Origin of the sequence: Mesorhizobium sp. M0106 (assembly GCF_040322715.1) — a bacterium.
GTDB lineage: Bacteria > Pseudomonadota > Alphaproteobacteria > Rhizobiales > Rhizobiaceae > Mesorhizobium.
Window position 1 is genome coordinate 60,700 of record NZ_JAMYUA010000014.1, and the last position, 18,380, is coordinate 79,079.

14 protein-coding genes are annotated in these 18,380 nt (G+C 59.2%); 5 read left to right on the plus strand and 9 right to left on the minus strand.

From position 1 onward, the window contains the following. Positions 1–15 precede the first annotated feature (15 nt). The 4 genes from nodS to NKJ55_RS15965 form a co-directional block, all read right to left on the minus strand. On the minus strand, positions 16–612 hold the full coding sequence (gene nodS / locus NKJ55_RS15950) for a nodulation methyltransferase NodS (RefSeq protein ID WP_352450799.1): 597 nt from the start codon (positions 610–612) through the stop codon (positions 16–18). 80 nt (positions 613–692) lie between these two features. Then, positions 693–2,018, minus strand: coding sequence for a chitooligosaccharide synthase NodC (gene nodC / locus NKJ55_RS15955; protein ID WP_352450740.1), 1,326 nt, complete (start codon positions 2,016–2,018; stop codon positions 693–695). Positions 2,019–2,032: 14 nt separating this feature from the next. After that, positions 2,033–2,692, minus strand: coding sequence for a chitooligosaccharide deacetylase NodB (nodB, locus tag NKJ55_RS15960; RefSeq protein ID WP_352450741.1), 660 nt, complete (start codon positions 2,690–2,692; stop codon positions 2,033–2,035). Continuing rightward, a complete protein-coding gene (locus NKJ55_RS15965) occupies positions 2,689–3,282 on the minus strand; it encodes a NodA family N-acyltransferase (protein ID WP_352450742.1) in 594 nt (197 codons plus the stop codon). The genes nodB and NKJ55_RS15965 overlap by 4 nt, the downstream gene beginning before the upstream one ends. Before the next feature lie 266 nt (positions 3,283–3,548). On the opposite strand from NKJ55_RS15965, the gene NKJ55_RS15970 reads away from it, so the two are divergent. Continuing rightward, entirely contained in the window at positions 3,549–4,478 is a 930-nt protein-coding gene (locus NKJ55_RS15970; RefSeq protein WP_352450743.1) for a LysR family transcriptional regulator, read from the plus strand. A gap of 580 nt (positions 4,479–5,058) precedes the next feature. Here NKJ55_RS15970 and NKJ55_RS15975 read toward each other — a convergent pair. Together NKJ55_RS15975 and NKJ55_RS15980 are read right to left on the minus strand one after the other, a co-directional pair. After that, the gene (locus NKJ55_RS15975; protein ID WP_023678260.1) at positions 5,059–6,090 is read right to left on the minus strand and encodes a LacI family DNA-binding transcriptional regulator; all 1,032 of its coding nucleotides are present in this window, start codon (positions 6,088–6,090) and stop codon (positions 5,059–5,061) included. 302 nt (positions 6,091–6,392) lie between these two features. Further along, a complete protein-coding gene (locus tag NKJ55_RS15980) occupies positions 6,393–7,721 on the minus strand; it encodes a dicarboxylate/amino acid:cation symporter (RefSeq protein WP_352450744.1) in 1,329 nt (442 codons plus the stop codon). Between the two features lie 120 nt (positions 7,722–7,841). Between NKJ55_RS15980 and NKJ55_RS15985 the strand changes: the two genes are divergently transcribed. From NKJ55_RS15985 to NKJ55_RS16000, 4 genes are all read left to right on the plus strand, one after another. After that, positions 7,842–8,114 (plus strand): hypothetical protein, encoded by a 273-nt coding sequence (locus tag NKJ55_RS15985; RefSeq protein ID WP_352450745.1) that lies wholly within the window; start codon positions 7,842–7,844, stop codon positions 8,112–8,114. Between the two features lie 613 nt (positions 8,115–8,727). Next, positions 8,728–10,500 carry a nif-specific transcriptional activator NifA gene (nifA, locus tag NKJ55_RS15990; RefSeq protein ID WP_352450746.1) on the plus strand — a complete coding sequence of 591 codons (1,773 nt, stop codon included), beginning with the start codon at positions 8,728–8,730 and terminating at the stop codon, positions 10,498–10,500. Positions 10,501–10,735: 235 nt separating this feature from the next. Beyond that, positions 10,736–11,875: a histidinol-phosphate transaminase gene (gene hisC, locus NKJ55_RS15995; protein WP_023678255.1), complete on the plus strand. Its 1,140-nt coding sequence runs from the start codon at positions 10,736–10,738 to the stop codon at positions 11,873–11,875. A 91-nt stretch (positions 11,876–11,966) separates the two neighbouring features. Then, positions 11,967–13,007 carry an LLM class flavin-dependent oxidoreductase gene (locus tag NKJ55_RS16000; RefSeq protein ID WP_352450747.1) on the plus strand — a complete coding sequence of 347 codons (1,041 nt, stop codon included), beginning with the start codon at positions 11,967–11,969 and terminating at the stop codon, positions 13,005–13,007. Positions 13,008–13,617: 610 nt separating this feature from the next. On the opposite strand, the gene NKJ55_RS16005 is transcribed toward NKJ55_RS16000, so the two are convergent. The 3 genes from NKJ55_RS16005 to NKJ55_RS16015 form a co-directional block, all read right to left on the minus strand. After that, complete coding sequence (locus NKJ55_RS16005) at positions 13,618–15,513, minus strand: ABC transporter ATP-binding protein (protein ID WP_352450748.1); 1,896 nt, start codon at positions 15,511–15,513, stop codon at positions 13,618–13,620. Continuing rightward, positions 15,513–17,381 (minus strand): ABC transporter ATP-binding protein, encoded by a 1,869-nt coding sequence (locus NKJ55_RS16010; RefSeq protein WP_352450749.1) that lies wholly within the window; start codon positions 17,379–17,381, stop codon positions 15,513–15,515. Before NKJ55_RS16010 ends, NKJ55_RS16005 begins: the two co-directional genes overlap by 1 nt. A gap of 73 nt (positions 17,382–17,454) precedes the next feature. After that, on the minus strand, positions 17,455–18,360 hold the full coding sequence (locus tag NKJ55_RS16015; RefSeq protein WP_352450750.1) for an SIR2 family NAD-dependent protein deacylase: 906 nt from the start codon (positions 18,358–18,360) through the stop codon (positions 17,455–17,457). Positions 18,361–18,380: the final 20 nt, after the last annotated feature.

The following is an 18,380-nucleotide window of genomic DNA, read 5'->3' on the forward strand; positions in this document are numbered from 1 at the left end:
GATAGATTCGATTGATCAGGAAGCGGAAAGCGGGTTCCGGAAACGGACGAGCAAGCAGTCTTCGTTGACCGACTCGCCCCGACACTCAAGACGCTCTACCTCGATCAACGTTTCGTTCAGCATGGCGATGACCGGCTCAGCACCAGCGGCGTGACCCCAGCGACGGCAATTAGCATCCCTTGCCGATCCGAAGATCAGATGCCCGCCTGGCGCAAGCACCCGCACCAGGTTTTTGACGGCCGCGCGCATCTCGGCTATGTCTTCGAGGTAGTATAGGACCTCCGCCACAACGATCAGGTCAAACAACTCGTCGGTCGAAAACTGTTGAACATCGGAGACTATCCAGTTGATGCGCGACGGCTCCTTTATCCGTTGACGTGCTCGAGCAATCGCTTGCGCCACGACATCGATGACGGTGAGCCCTTGGCAGTAGGGAGCTAGTTTTTCCGTGAATGCGCCGGCAGCGCACCCGACTTCGAGGGCATTTGTAATGGAGCCTTGGGCAAGCGCCAGCTGGAGCATTTGCGTGTGGCGCTCCCGCTCGAACGGATTGCCGTCGAGGCGCCACGGATCGTCTGCGGCCAATTCCCGATCGAGCAACTGATGATTCATGTTCTGGGTCAAACTCGTCCACCTCTCGTCCACCTAGGTAATTAGCGATCACTCGTCGCCGCGGATGTTGCTCGACAGCGCTAATCCCGAAGAATCCGCGCAAGATTGAGCCTGCGAAGCGGAGCCGCATGCGGTGAGAATTCTGCCCTGCTTGATCCAGTGATCGGAGTTTGGGTGGGGGCCTGTTTTCCCCCAGTGTTCGATGTAGCGACAGCAGAGCTTCGCGACAGCCAATCGCTATTGCTCAATGTACACAGCGCGTAGGCCTTCAAGGGAAGTAAGAGAAAGATGTTGATGAACGTGTGCAGGGAAAAGCCCAGAAATCGAAACTGTCGAGCACGAAATGCTACCACGCTGCATCGGACCATGGTCATGGACACAATCATCAGTCCTGTCCACCAAGGCACAGTGCCTGTCAGTGCGAAATGTGCGAGGCCCGTTAGTACCGATAGGGCGAGGAGTAGCGGCCCGAGATTCTGTCCGACCACGTCCAACGTCAGATAGCTATTGAGGCCGGGCAGCAAGCGCAGCCCAAGCAGCGTGTCCCGGAATGTGCTTCGTGCCCAACGGAGTTGTTGGCGCAAATACGGTCCGAGTCTGTTCGGAACGACTGTGGCCGCGATGGCGCCCGGAACGTACTCGGTTCGAAAGCCTGCTTTCAGCATGAGGATAGTGAGATGGCGATCCTCCCCGAAGTCGCTTGGCTTGCCCCGAAAAAATTGCGACTCGTACTGGTCCAGTAACAAAAGGAGCGCAGACCGGCGGTACATGGCACATGGGCCGCAACAGCACATAACGGCACCGAAGCGAGCCTGTGCCGCGCGCTCCTCGTTGCAAGCCAGCCAGTACTCCATGTCTATCAGCCTTGTCAGCCAGCTCTCGCTCCGGTTACTGGCAATCAACTGACCCATGACTGCGCCGACCGCTGGATCTCGCATCTTCGGTACAAGCTTGGTGATGACGTCGGGCGCGAGTATCGTGTCTGAATCAACGTTAAGCACCAAATCCCCGGATGAGCGGCGTATCGCGGCGATCTGCGCCTTGCGCTTTCCAACATTCTCAGGAAGCAAAATGATGTCGAACCTAGGGTCGCGCGCGTAGGTTTCGTGGACAGTTCCTACGGCTTCGCGATTTCCAGAACCGTCATCAACCACATAGACCCGAAGTCTTCCGGCGTATTCTTGGTCTGCAATGGACGCCAGGCACTCTGAAAGCGTGCGCGGATCCTCGTTGAAGCAGGGGACGATGACATCCACGCTGGGCAGTTGATCGGAGCCGACGAGATCCTCCAACGCCGATGAGTCGTTTGTCGGCAGAGCATAAATCCCCTGCATGCTCTTATAAGCAGTCGAGAGCAGTGCATAAAGCGAAATGGCCACAGTGCTGGTTGTACCAAGAAGAGTCATGGGATCTCGTTTGTTCAGTGATGTTGAGGAAGTGAGCGGATTACAAATCCGCGCTCATGAAGTGCTGGAATCAGCCGGGACAGCGCCGTGACCGTCTGGTCGCGCAGACCGGCGTGAGCGCCCTGGCTCAACTCGCCGGGAGGGCATCCGTCGTGCAAGAGTACGATTGCGCCCGGCCGGACAGAGGCGAGCACGGTATCGATAATCGCGTCGGCCCCAGGGCGAGACCAATCTCGAGGGTCGACGGACCAATGGAGGGCCGTCAGCCCGGCGATCTGTGACGCTGTGAAGACTTCTTCGCTCCAGGCCCCGTAGGGCGCGCGAATATAGCGCACCGAGGCCTGAGGGCACGCCCTCATGATGGCGCCGTTCCCTTCAAAGATCTCACGTTGCACTTCGCCGAAGCCGCATTTGTACAGATCCGGATGAGTCATCGTGTGGTTGCCTAGCTCGTGCCCTTCTGCAAACATTCGTTGGATTAGATCCGGGTGCTCTAAGGCGTAGGCGCCGATGACGAAGAAAGTCGCCGGCACCCGCTGCTCTGCCAACACATCCAGAATCTCCGGTGTGAAAAGTGGATTGGGACCGTCGTCAAACGTCAGATAAACGCTGCGACGGCCGGTGCCGTCAGAGCACTCACGGCGCACTTCGTACAAGCAATCGGGACGGCTCATAGCTCTGGTCCGTTCCGATCGATCATCGTGCCCGTGGGCCATTCGCTGATCGGCCGTCCAACTGGCAGAACAATGGTGAGTGCGTCATCAATGCGTGTGGGCGGCAGGTCGAGGCGCGCCTCTGGTCGGGTGGAGCGCACGCGAATTCCCGACAAGACGGCCAAAGGGCTGTATCGCCGCCCGAACCTCTCAACATGATTCCGCAGCGCGTCCCGGACGGTTCCGAAAGCGAATGGAACGCCAAGCTCCTGCAGTATTGGAAGCACGACATGGATTGAATGGGCGATTCCGAGACCCTCAAGATCCGGACGTACCCCGTACAGGCCCAGCTCAGCCACCAACAGATCGACCGCGTCAACCTTGATGAAACGGCGCAGTATGCCCATGTGAGCCGCTACACCGTTCGAATCATAGGCGATTGCGCGGAGTTCAGGCCTGGCTCCGGCCCAGCTTCGACTACCTTCGAACGGTTCTGCGTTGGACGCCCCAGTCGGCCCGTAGGTATTACGAAAGAACTGGGCGAGCTCGACGTGGTCCGAGAGCTGCAACTCGTTTTCCCAGCACAATTTCCACTGCACCTGAGGGCGCATTCAGGACCTCTCTTCAAAATAGTTTCTTGCGGGCCGCATTACCCGGCCAAAGCGGCGGCGTTGTTGGCTGCACTCAACCGTTGTCGTTAGCGAAGGTGAGCCAGCCGGTGGGGCTCGCCAATGAGCTCTCTCGATGTTCCCGCCCGTCGCGGCGCCGTCGATTTGAGCTTGACGTCGGTCATTTACGTTCCTCTAATGCATGGTTCGTAAATTCGTAAAATTGATTGTTTAGATGATGCCCATCCACACGCTGGATAGATCAGGATATGCGGTTTAAGGGGCTGGATCTGAATCTCCTCGTCGTGCTGGACGCTCTGATCAGGGAGCGTAAAGTCACTGCCGCGGCCAACAGTATTAACCTGAGCCAGCCGGCCATGAGCGCCGCCGTCGCTCGGTTACGCGCCTACTTCAGCAATGAGCTATTTACGATGAACGGCCGCGAGCTCATTTTGACACCGCGCGCGGAGGGGCTTGCCCCAGCAGTCCGGGACGCATTGCTGCACATCCAGCTATCGATTATTTCCTCCGACGCCTTTAACCCAGCCCAATCGGATCGTCTCTTCCGAATCATGCTTTCCGATTACCTCACGCTCGTGCTTTTTAAGAGGATCGTAGAGCGTACTGCGCGGGAAGCTCCCGCCGTCCGCTTCGAATGTCTGCCTATTTGCGACGACCCCGAGGAGCTTCTCCGGCGCGGCGACGTTGATTTTCTGATTATGCCGGAAGTGTTCATGTCGAAACATCCTCGCGCAGCCCTGTTCGAAGATATGCTCGTATGCGTAGGCTGCGGCACGAACAAGCAGCTGTCAGAGCCACTTACATTCGAGCGATACTTGTCGATGGGGCATGTCGTGCTCAAATTCAGGCACACCCGGCAGCCCACCATGGAGGAGTGGTATTTGCTCGAGCACGGTTTCGAGAGACGCATCGAGGTCGTCGTACAGGGCTTTAGCCTGATCGCGCCCGTCCTATCAGGCACCAACCGCATCGGGACCATGCCCTTACGGCTGGCGCAGCATTTCGCAACAACAACACCCCTGCGGATTGTCGGACTTCCGCCGCCACTTCCTCATCCCGCATTCACGGAGGCCGTCCAATGGCCCGCGCTTCACAATACTGATCCGGCAAGCCTGTGGATGCGGGAAATGATGTTGCAGGAGGCATCTCGCCTGGCGCCTTTGCTTGAAAGCTATTGAGCGTCTCGGGCTTCCTGGAGGCGGTCGCGATCGCGTAGGAGCGGTTGCCATTCGGGCGTCAGGCCTTTGGCTCGGCAGAGCGGCGCAGTTCCTTGCTGAGTACGAGGGCCAGGAACGAGCAGAACACATGCCCGGGTTGGTGCTGAGTTGACTGCCGCCTCCGATTTCGCGTGCGAAGTCCCAGAAGATGTCTAGCCCCACTCAAATGCCAACTTTGCCGGCCTTGCCGCGGCTTTTCACGCGCGGCCAGGCGAGGAGATGCCGGTCGACGAGGTCAATCGCAATGGACTGTGCCGGCCTCGCTCGGCTACTGGCGTGAGGCATCCTTGACGACACCGCCCTGCACCGACAACGTCGAGATGTTGGCAATGAAGCCGGTCGCGATTGACGCTGCGGATGTAGGCAATTTACCTCGCGCTTCCGCCTGAACGCGTGGCCGATCCGTTCACCAATTGGCGCTTCATCCTGGGCCGCGGCTGAGGCCTGTGGGGTGCGGCTACCCCGCGTGGATGGGATCATCAATCAACTTTCTCTCATTTATGAAAGGAAACTTCCCCGCTTACGATAGAAGCCATCAGTTTCATATATTTTCCGGCAGATGAATGTCGAACGGCAGAAATGTCTGTCCTGGTGTTTCAGCAGTGCCGGTCTCGATAGCCCGCGTCATCAGCGTTATCAGCTCCTGGGAAAGCCGGCGCATTGGCGTGGCGACCGCCATCGTGATGATGTTATCAGCGAGTGCCGCCCGAGATTCCGGCGTGATTTCATTCACGATCGCGACGAGATCGCGACTTTTACCCTCTTCCCGGACCGCGGAGATGGCGCCCTCCATGCCGCCCCCGGCGACATAGAAGCCGACGAGCTCGGGTTCCCGCTGCATGAGATCAAGCGTTGCCTCGTAGGTGACCTGCCGTTTCTCCAGGTTCACAAGCGGATCGAGCACCTCGAACGTCGGCGCGTTCTCACGGCAATAGGAGCGAAAGCCGACGTCACGGAGCTCGTGCCCCTGGAAACGATGGCTACCGACAAACACCGCCACCTTGCCGGGCCGTTTTGCGACCTTGGACACCATCCAAGCGGCCGTGCGCCCCACCTTGCGGTTGTTGAGGCCGATATAGCCCTGTCGCACGCCGGCGGCGAAGTCGGAAAGCAGCGAGAAAACCGGAATGCCTTTGGCCTTGAGGTCCTCAACCGCTGCTGTAATTTTTGGGTGGTCCGGTGCCACCATCGCGATCGCATGGCAGCGTGCGCCCAAATCCTTGAGCGGTGCGATTAGGTCGCTCGGCATATGTGACGGGGCGAATTGGATGAGCGGAATGCCGTGGAAGGACTGGGCCAAATTGACCGACGCTTCGACCTCGCGCGCAAAGTCTTGGTAAAAATGCTGGGCCGGTTTTCTCAAGATGAAGCCCAGACGGTAGCACGGTAGGTCTCGCCGCAAGCGCTGCTTGATGAGCCCGGCAGCATGATAGCCGATCGCGTGGGCGGCGTCGTGGACCCGCCGCGCGGTCTCCTCGCGCACCGGATGGCGGGCGTTCAGAACCCGATCGACCGTTGCTACGCTGACTCGGGCTTCGCGGGCGAGATCGGCAATTGTGGGGCGCTTGGTCATGGGTCCTATTCTGATTGGTTTTTGACGCAGGCTGGCTCTCTGTCACCTAGCGCGATTCGACAATGGTTTCGGGTGGGCAAAGTGAAGACGCCCGCATACTGAATGATCGACAGCGTATTGGACTACTCCAGACGTAGACCGGCCGGGTATAACGGAAGGTTCATTCGCTTAGGGCGGCGACGATTTGCACTCACACATTTAGCGCTTCTGATACATGGTCCGTGAGGCGCCGTTTAGAGCCTGCGAGTCGATCGTTCAGGTCATGTGACCAGCTTGGCGAAACCGGTCGCGGTGCGTCGCCCTTACTCGGCGGAGGATAGCCGGTTTGATGCCTCGGCAAGCTGATGACCGCAGAAGGCGGCTTTCATCTGCGCTCGGTCCAATTCTCCTTCCCAACGGGCAACGACGAGGGATGCCACTGCGTTGCCGACGCAATTCGTCAGCGCCCGGCATTCGGACATGAAGCGGTCGATGCCGAGTATCAGTGCCATCCCAGCAACGGGAACACTCGGAACTACGGCGAGCGTAGCAGCCAGGGTGATGAAGCCCGCACCTGTTACACCTGCAGCGCCCTTGGAGGAAAGCATCGCAACGAGCAGCAGCAGCACCTGATCGCCGATTGACAGATCCGTGTTCGTCGCCTGCGCGATGAAGAGGGCCGCCAGGGTCATGTAGATATTCGTGCCGTCCAGATTGAACGAATATCCGGCCGGGATGACGAGACCCACAACCGAACGCCTGGCGCCCGCCTTCTCCATCTTCTGCATGAGCGAGGGGAGCGCGGCCTCCGAGGAGGACGTTGCGAGGACAAGCAGCAGCTCTTCCTTGATGTAGCGAATGAGAGAACAGATCGAAAAGCCGTTGTAGCGGCAGACCGCGCCGAGAACCCCGAACACGAAGAGGAAGGCGGTGAAATAGAACGTCGCGACCAGCATCGCGAGGTTGACGACCGAACCGATGCCATATCTGCCGATGGTGAAGGCCATTGCGCCGAAAGCGCCGATCGGCGCGGCTTTCATCAGAATGCCGACGAGCTTGAAGACAGGCGCGATGAGCGCCTGAAGGAAGGAAACGACAGGCTTGCCCGTCTCTCCGGCCATCGCGAGCGCCATGCCGAACAGAACCGAGAAGAACAGCACCTGCAGGATGTCGCCTTCCGCGAAGGCGCCGACTATCGTTGGCGGGATGATGTTCATCAGGAAGCCGGTGACCGACTGCTCGTGGGCCTTTGCGGCATAGGTATTCACGGCCTGGACATCGAGCGAGGCCGGATCGATGTTGAGGCCGGCGCCAGGCTGGACGACATTGGCGACGATCAGGCCGACGATCAGCGCGAGCGTCGAGAAGGTGAGGAAATAGACCATTGCCTTGCCGGCGACCCGGCCGACCTTGTGAAGATCGTTCATGCCGGCAATGCCGGTCGCAATTGTCAGGAAGATGACAGGCGCGATGATCATCTTGACCAGCTTGATGAAGGCATCACCCAGCGGCTTCAGGCTCTCGCCGGCCCCCGGATAGAAATAGCCAATTGCGACGCCGAGGGCGATGGCGGCAAGCACCTGCGCGTAAAGCTTGGCATAGAAGGGTTTGCGGGGCGCGGGACTCGCGCCGCGGACTTGTGCAGCTGACACTGTTTCTCTCTCCCTGACCGGATCGAGGTGGCGTGACTTCTCCCGGGCTTCTCCCTATCGCGGCGCTCCGGTCGAACGCTGCACCAACGCCGCCGCAATACCCATGCCAAATGGATCCGCATGACCTCAACTGACGTTGGGCTCGCCAATGATGGGATGAATGCGGTGGCACAAGACGGGAATGACAAGGCCCCCGTCCAGCACGCGCTTGATGTTCTCCGGCAGATTGCCGGTCGATCTCTCTGGCTTGCGGTTTTTGCTGCACATCGTCGTGGGCTCCTCGGTTTGCCGACTTTGGGAAGGGCCGCATCGCTGGCACCAGAGCGGAGAATTGCCGCGTTCTTTGCCGCGCTGCCGCTGCAGCGACAGCTTGAAAGCGACGTCGAGACGTAGGGATTGACGCCGCTGGTGCTGACCGCGACGATGCGGTTCAGAAGTTCCGAGCACCGCCGAGAAAGGCGCGCTCGACCGCCAGCTTCGCGCCTTCACACGCGACGCCGCCGCCTTATCTGCGTCATCAATATCGAGGAAATGGCGGTTGCCGCGACCGACCAGTGTCGTCGGCAGTGATTATCGCTCCCGCCCCTGGTTCGCAGGCGCTGGTGAATGCCACGGCCCGGCAATTTATACTCGGCGCGGTCAGCCGCTCGGGCACCGCATCGCCGGCGCCGTATTTCTGTCGTTCAACATCGCCGACAAAAATTAGAACTGATGAAGTCTATCATAGGCCGCGAGGTTTCCTTTCACGAATGAAAGAAAGCTCGATTGACTATCCGGCCTCACTCCAGTCTTTTGAAAATCAACGTGTGGTTGCCCCCGTGCAAGCCGAGAACGTGGCCAAGCTTCGTGGAGGGAGAGCCAAGCGATGCGTCAGGGGTCGACCCGCTTTGCACTCGACCACACGGCGGTGGCACGAGTTCACGTCAGAGCATTTTCGCGCTTGCCCGCGACGTCGCGGGCGCACATGCCGCCGGCATGCATTTCATGGCGCGAGATCGAGGATCATATGCACCACAACATTCCCAAATCAGAACAAAATGCCAGCGAGTGCCACATTTCGCTTCCGGATGCGAAAAGGGCTTACCCAAAGTCCGAGATGAACACCGCGGTCCCTTTTGTGCCATCGCACGAGCACGCGCTTACCGGCATCTTCGAAATATCGAAAGTACTCACCGACCCCGCCCGGCTCGAAGTCACGTTGGCCAAGGTCGTCGATCTCCTGCCCTCGTTTGTGCAGATGCGGCACGGCATCATCGCTCTCTTCGACGCTGAGGGCGTACTGGACATCACCGTAGTCACCGGCTGCGACGAGAACAGCGATGAGCGCTCCCGGATGCGCCTGCCGCGCAAGGCAATCGATCTGATTGTGACGACGGACACGCCGCTCGTCGCCGAGAACATAGCGGTGCATTCGGCCTTCACTGCCGCTGACATAGAGGTGCTTGGAGCCTCCGACACCGTGTCCTTCATCGGCGTTCCCATTCGTGTTGATGGGAACGCCGTAGGCACGCTGACTATCGACCGCGCCTTGGACAGCAGGTCAACGTATCGGCTCGATTATGATGTCCGGCTGCTCACCATGATAGCCAACATGGTGGGACAGACAGTCAAGTTGCACCGCTTCTCCGCGGGCGACCGCGAACGACCGACGGAGGTGGAAGATGGGCTGCAAACGCAATTCTCTGATGTCAAGCACCCTGCACCGCAGCGCAAGAAGGTTCACGTCAAGGGAATGATTGGCGACAGTCCGGCGCTAAGCGCGCTGCTCGAGAAGATCGCAGTTGTAGCTAAGGCAAAGACCACGGTTCTGTTGCGAGGCGAATCCGGTACCGGGAAGGAGCTGGTCGCCAAGGCAATTCACGAGTTGTCGCCGCGCGCCAAGCGGCCCTTCATCAAACTCAATTGTGCAGCGCTGCCAGAGACAGTCCTGGAATCCGAATTGTTCGGTCATGAGAAGGGTGCCTTCACAAGCGCGTTCAATTCCCGCAAGGGTCGCTTTGAGCTCGCCGACAAGGGGACGTTGTTTCTGGATGAGATCGGCGAGATCTCGGCCTCCTTCCAGGCAAAGCTACTGCGCGTGCTGCAGGAGCAGGAGTTTGAGCGCGTCGGCAGCAACCAGACCATCAAGGTCGACGTTCGCGTGATTGCCGCCACGAACAGGAACCTTGAAGAGGCGGTTGCAAGGAATGAGTTCCGCGCCGACCTATATTATCGCATCAACGTGGTTCCCTTGCTGGTGCCGGCGTTACGCCAAAGGCGCAGCGATATTCCGCTCCTCGCAGCTGAGTTTCTCAAGAATTTCAACGATGAGAACGGCCGTACGCTGACCTTCGATGCGCGTGCGATTGAAGTACTGATGAAATGTGAATTTCCCGGCAACATTCGCGAGCTTGAAAATTGCGTGCACCGGACAGCGATCCTGGCGGAGGGACGATCAATCGGGAGAAACGACTTTGCGTGCTCCCACGACCAATGCTTTGCCGAGGCGCTGCGGAAGAGCAGATCGGGCAAGGCCGCGCTGCAACCAGCGCCAATCCTCCCAGAGGCAGTGAATCCGGCCACGCCGCCGGATGCGGCCGCTCGTTCGGCCGCCACCACAGTCCCGCCTGCCGGAGCAACCCACTCATTGGGCGCGAGGACCACCGACGCCGAGCGCGTCATTGCTGCCATGGAAAGATGTGGCTGGGTGCAGGCAAAGGCGGCGCGCCTGCTTGGACTGACCCCGCGCCAGATTGGCTACGTGCTGAGGAAATACGGCATCGAGGTCAAGCGTCTGTGAAAGCTTGACTCAGGCGGATTAGCTGAGACCGCTTAGCGGCTTGGCCTGCGCAGGGATGCAGATCCGCGTCCGCGTCAAGTCGATCCGACCGAGGACAGCCTGGCCGAATTCCCGTGGCAGCCGGCGTTGCGACCATCTTGTGAAAGGCGACGCTGCCATCGTCAATCCGTCCGCCATGTTGCTCTCGTTGCGAGCTCATACGGATGCCCCTGTGCGACTGAAACGGAGATAAAATATGTCCGATGCAAAACTGCAAGCTGTGCTTTCGTCTCTTCCGCAAGGGACGCGACAGTTAGATGCTCTGCCGTCCAACGGACCAGCGCCGGACAAAAGTTTTGTCAAGCTGAATACGAATGAGAACCCGTTTCCGTTGCCGCCAATCATAATGCAAAGTGCAGTGGCGGCCCTCAATCGCCAGTATCTGTATCCGGACGACGATAACATCAGCTTGAGGGAAGCAGCGTCCAATACCTATGGGGTATCCACGGATCAGGTCATCGCAGGCAACGGGTCGTCTGAACTGCTCGGACTCATCTACAGAGCTTTCCTCGCCCCTGGCGACAAGGTGGCGATGATATCGCCAGGGTTTTCGTTCAACCGCAAACTTGCCATGTTGCATGGTGCTGAGTTTCTCGAGATCGGATGTCAAACTCATTCGCTGCCAATGGAGCAATTGCTTTCCGGTCCGGCAAAAGACGCCAAGTTCATTCTGGTGGCCAATCCAAACAATCCGACCGGAACATTCCTCTCGATAAGCAATATCGAACGCCTCGTGGCACAATCGGATCGCCTGGTCGTCCTTGATGAGGCCTATGTCGACTTTGCACCCGATCACGGGCTGCGCCTCATCAACCGTTATTCGAACCTTCTGATCTTGAGAACATTTTCGAAGAGCTATGCCGCCGCCGGCATTCGCGTCGGTTTCGGTTTCGGTCACCCTGAGATTATTGGCAGGCTGCGCAACATCCAGAACGTCTTCAACATGAACGTGATCGGGCATGCGGTTGGTATCAGCGTGCTTGCGCATCGCGGCGCCTACGCAGAGAACCACAAGCACATCAGACATGAACGACAGCGAGTGACAGCCGCACTGTCGCAACTTGGATTTTCCGTAACGCCCTCCCACGCAAATTTCTTGCTAGCCCGTGTGCCAGCGGGACAGGACGGCTCATGGTGGCAAGCAGCCTTGGAAAGGCAAAAGATACTCGTTGCCTACTTTCCGGACAATGGTTTGGAACATTGCATCCGCGTCAGCATCGGCACAAAAGAGCAATTGGATGCATTTCTTGCTGCCGCTCGCGATATAGTTGGAAGCTTAAACATACCAAGCACCACGGGCAGGGGAGCGTCAGGCTCTGCTCGTTCGGTACGCTGACGCTAATCCGATATCACACATTGCTATCTTTAGGCTTGCTTGGTCACCCAAGCACGACAACATTTTTCTTTAAAATCGGGGACAATATCGAGTGACAAACGTCTTTCCTTCAAACCTAGCCTTCGGCATCTTCGATCATCTGGACGAGGACGGCCTCGATATCGCCCGGCAGTACGAAGATCGCCTGATATTAGCAGAGGCGTGCGATCAGCTAGGGTTCTATGCCTATCATCTCGCAGAGCACCACTGTACCCCCCATGGGAGAGGTCCATCGCCGAATCTGTTCTTATCGAGCGTCGCCCAGCGCACCCGGCGCCTGCGTCTCGGACCCTTGGTGATGCTGCTTGCGCTTTATCATCCGCTGCGTGCGTTCGAAGAGATCTGTATGCTGGACCAGTTGAGCGGTGGCAGGCTCGAACTGGGCATAGGGCGCGGTGCTCTCCCGATCGAATTGGGTTACTTCGGGATTGGTGCGGACGCGGTGCCGGGCCGCTATGCGGAAGCCAGCGAAATTCTTGTTGAAATACTTGTTAATGCCATGAAGGTTGGCACGCTGTGCTATCAAGGCCGCCATTTTGAGCTCAATGACGTTCCTTTGACGCTAAGACCTCATCAGCGTCCACATCCGCCGACATGGGTCGCCGCCAATCGACCCGAGTCCGCAGCCTGGGCCGCTGCGAATGGAGCAAATATCGCGTGTGTAGGACCTTCCTCTTCTGTTCGCAAAACTACTGATGCGTTCCGCGCCTATCAAGAGGACAACGCTGGCGCGGGCGATCGAGCGCCATTTATTGGATTGCTCCGCATGGTCGTGGTTGGGCGTTGTGACACACATGCCTATTCGCTCGCGGCACCTGCTTACGAACGATGGCTCAAGAGCTTCCAATTCCTTTACGAGCTTAACGCTATCCCCACTCCACCCAACCTGCCGCTGACCTTCGATGCGGCAGTCGAGAGTGAATTGTGCGTGGTAGGATCAGCAGCGTCTGTGCGAGAAGCTCTGCTCAGTCAGTTGGAAGAGGCAGGTGCTAACTACCTTCTTTGTCAACTGGCATTTGGGAATCTGCCGCTAGATGCTTCCCTATACACCGCGACGACCATTCAATCCGAAATCATGGCTCGACTTGGCTGACCATGAAATTCGCGGTCTGATCTGAAGGTTAAATCGTAGTAAGCGCTCCCTCAAATCCACGTGCTCGAGCGTGCACGTGGTGGGGGCGGGCAATCGGGAGGGAGGCCAAACTGACGACGAGCCGGCGGCACAGATTACCAGGGGTTTGTGCGTTGGCTGGCGTCTGGGCCATCGTGTGAACCTGCACGATCCTAAGGAGATGATGGCCGAGCGCGTCACGATGCCGGCACGCGTCTGCTCGTCGCGCTCGCGCTAGTCGTTGGCACATAGCCCGCCGCAGAGGTTCTTCTCGCCCGGGGCGGCGCCGGTGCGGCGCCCAGATCCAGCTTCATCAGCGGCTCGGCGGTAGCAAAGCCGTCACTCGCTACGGCGCTGTTGAGGGCGCGCTCGCGAGCGGCTTTGCTACGCCGAGCGACACCACCTGGAGCGAGTTCGCCCGATGTCGCGGGGTGCACCGCGGTCGGATAACGATGCTGGAGGAAATCGTTCGCAGCCGGTCTTCACGATCCGCGCGAGTGCTTTTCATGAATGCTGCCTGCTTCCTCGTCTGCGGCGGCCTGAGTGTCCGGCACGCCCGAGTCAATGCCAGTACCACAAGGCCGGCAAGACGTCAGGTCTGGGAGCCTGCTTGTACGGTCGTATCGTATTCGGGAATGTCGTCGAAGGAGGCGTAGTTGAGATTGTAGAGTTTGGAATAGAGGCCCCCTGTGGCTATTAGCTGATCGTGGTTGCCAGTCGCAATAACTTGGCCATTCTGAAGCACGATGATGCGGTCGGCACCCCGGATCGTGGCAAGACGGTGGGCGATGACGAGGCCAGTGCGCCCTTCAAGCAGCTTTATCAGAGCCTTCTGAATCTGCATTTCCGTGTAGCTGTCGATGTTGGCGGTAGCTTCGTCGAGCACGAGGATCTTGGCGTCGGCGACGAGGGCGCGGGCGAAACTGATAAGCTGGCGCTGGCCGAGAGATAAGTTGTCGCCGCGTTCGCCAAGTTGGGTCTCATACCCGTCGGCGAGGCTCATTATGAAGTCGTGGGCGCCGACCGCCTTGGCGGCCTCGATCACCTTGTCGCGCGTGGCTTCCGTCTTGTGGTATCGAATGTTCTCGAAGACCGTCCCGGTGAACAGGAACGGCTCCTGCAGCACCATGGCGACCTGGCGGCCGAGCGATTCCTGGGTGAGATCGCGCACATCATGTCCGCCGACCAGCACTTGGCCCTGCTGAACATCATAGAAGCGGTGGACCAGGGCCATCGCGCTCGATTTGCCAGAACCGCTCGGCCCGACCAGTGCGACCGTCTCGCCGGGATTGACCCGGAAGGAGACATTTTTCAGCACCGAACGGTTCGGATTGTAGCCGAAGGTGACGTCCCTGAACTCGACCGAGCCGTCCATTTCGGGCGAAAGCACCTCGGCATTGGGTTTGTCCTGAACATCGATCTTGACGTCGAGCACATCGGTCAGGCGCTTGCCTGAGGCCATGGCGCGCTGCATGACCGAATATTGCAGGGTGAGTGAGCGGATCGGGTCAAAGAAGCGCTGGATGTAAAACAGGTAGGCAACCAATACGCCCACATCTATGCGGCCATTCATGACCATCGAGCCGCCGACCACAATAACGGCGGCCATGGCGAGGCCGGTGAGGCCATCGACGATAGGCACCATGACCAGTGCATATTTGGCAGCGATCAGGTGGGTCCTGAGGTTGGCATGGGCCTTGTCGTCAAAAAGGATGAAATTCACCTGCTGGCGGTCCATTGACTGGACGGTGCGCACGCCGTGAATGGCTTCGGCCAGCGCGCCGTTGACGACGGAATTAGTCTCGTGTGCGGCCATGAAGGCGTCGCGGGCACGCGGCAGCCAGACAATGCGGACGATCACCAGGACCGGCAGAACCGAGAGCGTCAAGAGGCCGAGGCGGAAGTCGAGCCACAGCATTACGAAAACGATGCCGAAGAGAAGCGCAACATCGCCTACGGAATATACCGAGGTTTCGAGGAATTCCTGTATGGAGTTGACGTCGCCTTGCAGGCGCGACATGAGGCGTCCGACCTCGGTCTTGTCCATGAAGGAGAGCGAAACCTTCTGCAGATGGCCAAACATGGCGCGGCGGATGTCGAACAGGACAGTTTCGGCCACTTTCCCAACCACGGTTTCCTGCATGTAGCCGGCAGCGAAATTGACCAAAATCGCCAAAACGAACGCGCCGACGGCCGCAAGCTGGGCTGAGCGATCGCTCCTTGCCGGGTTCATGCCCTGGTCGAGCGCGTAGCGGATGATCAACGGGATGAGAAGCTGCGTCCCGGTGAAGATCAGCATTGCTGCAATCGTGATGACTACCCTGGCCCGATAGGGACGGACGAAGGCCCAGATGCGCCGGAGGATGCTCTTGTCGAAAGCCCGGCCGAACATCTCCTCCTCGATGCGGTGCGAGCCGACAACCGCGCGCGGAGGGCGTCTGCCGTCGTCACGTTCGGCTTCGAGTTCGCCGGCGCGGCCCTGCGCCATCAGCGGGCGCCCCCATACTGGGTCATAATGTCATCACCCGGGCGCGTCTGGAGATCGTAAAGGGCCCTGTAGCGTCCCCGCTTCTCCAAAAGCTCTTGATGCGTGCCGCGTTCTACGATTTCGCCGTTATCGACAAAAAGGATCTGATCGGCATGCATAAGCGCACTCAGCCGGTGCGCGATGATGATCGTCACCCGATCCTTGGCGAAGCGCCGCATCGCCGCGCGGATGCGCTGCTCGGTGCCGGCATCGATCGCGGCCGTTGAGTCGTCGAAAACGACGACGGAGGGGCGCAGCATCATGGTGCGAGCAATCGTGAGACGCTGGCGCTGGCCGCCAGAGAGAGAGACGCCGCGTTCGCCCACGACCGTCTCGTAGCCTGCTGGGAGCCCGAGGATGTAGTTGTGGAGCTGGGCGAATTCGCCAGCGCGTTCTATTCGCTGTCTCTTCGCCCAGGGATCGCCATAAGCGATGTTGTTCTCGATCGTGGTGGTGAATAGGAATGCATCCTGCTGTACGACGGCGACCGCCTTGCGAAGCGTCGCGAGGGTGACATTGCGTATGTCCTGGCCGTCCAGCGTGATGGCGCCACCGGTCACGTCGTAAAAGCGGGGGACCAGATGAGCCATCGTCGATTTGCCCGAACCCGGCGGACCGACGATCGCGATCGTCTCGCCTCTACGGGCCTCAAAGCTGAGGTTCTTCAGAATGGCGCGGGTTTCGGCGCTGGGGTAAGCAAACGAGACATTGTGGAAGCGCAGAGTGCCGTCGCTTATCTCGAGCGGTCTGGCCTCGAGAGCATCCCTGATTGTGATCTCCTGGTCGAGGAGACCGAAAAGCCGCGAACCGCAGCTAGAAGCGCGGGCAAAGGCATTGACCATGAGGCCGATCTGGCGGACTGGCATTTGCAGGATTGTCATGAAGGTCAGGAAGGTCGCCACCGTTCCGACGCTGATCTCGCCAGCGACGAGCTTGCTGCCACCGATCCAGAGCACCAATCCCATTGCGAAAAAGAAGGACAAGGTCATCGCCGACGTGCTGGGCACGTAGATGTCAACTCGGTCGTGGGCGAGGTCGAGCGCGTTCTTGGAAGCGCCGTCGAACTTCAGCATCTCATAGGCTTGAGCCGCAAAAGCGCGGACCACGCGGATGCCTGCGAGATTTTCCTCCATCACGCGGCTTAGTACCGAAAGCCGCTCATGCAGGTCGAGCCAGGTGGCGCGCAGCCTAAGCTGTGTGGCCGATGAGCGCCAGGCGACAAAAGGCACGAAGCTCAGCGCGACCAGGCCGAGCATGGGATCGGTCGAGATCATCATGTAGGCGCCGATCCCGATCAGCATGGTGAGCAGGACCACGCGAACGAGCGCGGTGGAAAAATACATCCGCACGCCTTGGAGATCGAGCATTCCGATGGTGATCAGATCGCCTGAATGGACCCGGTCGTGAAAGGAAAAGCTGAGACGCTGGATCTTGTCGTAGTAGGCGAGCCGCAGTTCGTACGCGACATGATGCCCGACGGCTTCGGCAAAATAGTTCTGCGCCATCGTGAAAAGGCCGCGTAGCGCGCTGACGGCGAGCAGCAGGAGAGCAGGGGTCCAGAGCGCTTGTCCTGCCGCAGTCCCCGCGCCACCGCCCCCGATGGCTGTCTGGGTCAGGTCGACGGCCCGGCCGAGAAGCTGGGGAATGAGCAACTGGAGGATTGCCGCCAGGACCGTCGAGCCCATAGCGAAGGCGACCTGCCAGGGGTGCCGCAAATTCATACGCGTGATGCGCAACAGCGTACTCAAATCCCGGCCCCAGCGCGCCGCTTCCACATGGGTCAACGAATTCAGAGCGTTCGTTGCGCTGCCGATAGCATCACTGCTCACGGGTGTATTCCCGACTGCATTTTGCGCCCTCGAGGCAAGCCGAAGGACCAATCATCAAAGGGGCCCGCCATTGTTAATCCTGTCCACCACCTGCAGCAGGGCGCGTTCCTATAAGCCGAGCCGCGGCTTCACTTACTGGCATGTCGATCACCGTGATTCCGCTTGCCGCAAGGAAACGCGCTTCGTTTCTGGTCAGCGTTTCCGCGTCCATTACCGCGCAATGTGGACCTCGGGAGCGCTTCATGATCTGCCTGGCGTAGGTGCGCAGCATCTGATCGTTGAAGCGGCAGCCAACGAAGAAAAATCCACGGGTGATGCGCCGTTCCTTCACCACGTCTGGGATCGGTGTCTGGATATCGATTTCGGTCAGGACTTCGACATAATCGGAATCTGCGACGAGAAAGTTTTGCGCCGGCCTAATACTCCCGTGAGGTGTATAGAGAACCGTCTTCGCCCCCGATCGGGGGTCGAGTTCCCTCCCGGACAAATCGTAGGTTTTCGTCCAAATGTCCCGGATTTCGTTCGCCCGCGTTACGCCCTGGATCTCGACGACGTCCGTTCGGCCAGTCTCTACGAGAGCCGTGCGCATCGCGCCGTCGTACCAGCTGTCGATGATGAGGGAGAGCGGCAGCCTTGCGAGCCAGGCGTGGAGGAGGGTCGGCGCCACCGGCGCTGCGAATATGTCGCTCATCCAAGCTTGCAGCGTCCGGCGATGCCGGCGCTGTTCGATGAACTGCGCAACCGACCACATATTGGTGCGGATCCTGGAAGGGGCTGGCGCCCGCGCATTGAGTGCCGCGGCAACGACCTCCGGCCTATGCGGCACAGGCGGTTCCGCACAGTTGAATTCAAGAAGACCCGGACCGAGATAGGGGATCACCTCATCGGCGGCGAGCGCTTTCTTCGCCAGGTCAAGCAGCTTTTCGGCAAAACTGTCCCGCACGATGACGAGGTGGCCCGATGTCAGGATCGTGTTCATGCTCGTTTCCTCGCGACGCA

Coding starts and splice junctions, on each gene's coding strand:
- hisC (WP_023678255.1), top strand. CDS start 10,736: ATGTCCGATGCAAAACTGCAAGCTGTGCTTTCGTCTCTTCCGCAAGGG.
- NKJ55_RS15970 (WP_352450743.1), top strand. CDS start 3,549: ATGCGGTTTAAGGGGCTGGATCTGAATCTCCTCGTCGTGCTGGACGCT.
- nodB (WP_352450741.1), bottom strand. CDS start 2,692: ATGAGCCGTCCCGATTGCTTGTACGAAGTGCGCCGTGAGTGCTCTGAC.
- NKJ55_RS15975 (WP_023678260.1), bottom strand. CDS start 6,090: ATGACCAAGCGCCCCACAATTGCCGATCTCGCCCGCGAAGCCCGAGTC.
- nifA (WP_352450746.1), top strand. CDS start 8,728: ATGCACCACAACATTCCCAAATCAGAACAAAATGCCAGCGAGTGCCAC.
- nodS (WP_352450799.1), bottom strand. CDS start 612: ATGAATCATCAGTTGCTCGATCGGGAATTGGCCGCAGACGATCCGTGG.
- NKJ55_RS16005 (WP_352450748.1), bottom strand. CDS start 15,513: ATGGCGCAGGGCCGCGCCGGCGAACTCGAAGCCGAACGTGACGACGGC.
- NKJ55_RS15965 (WP_352450742.1), bottom strand. CDS start 3,282: ATGCGCCCTCAGGTGCAGTGGAAATTGTGCTGGGAAAACGAGTTGCAG.
- nodC (WP_352450740.1), bottom strand. CDS start 2,018: ATGACTCTTCTTGGTACAACCAGCACTGTGGCCATTTCGCTTTATGCA.
- NKJ55_RS15985 (WP_352450745.1), top strand. CDS start 7,842: ATGACCTCAACTGACGTTGGGCTCGCCAATGATGGGATGAATGCGGTG.
- NKJ55_RS16015 (WP_352450750.1), bottom strand. CDS start 18,360: ATGAACACGATCCTGACATCGGGCCACCTCGTCATCGTGCGGGACAGT.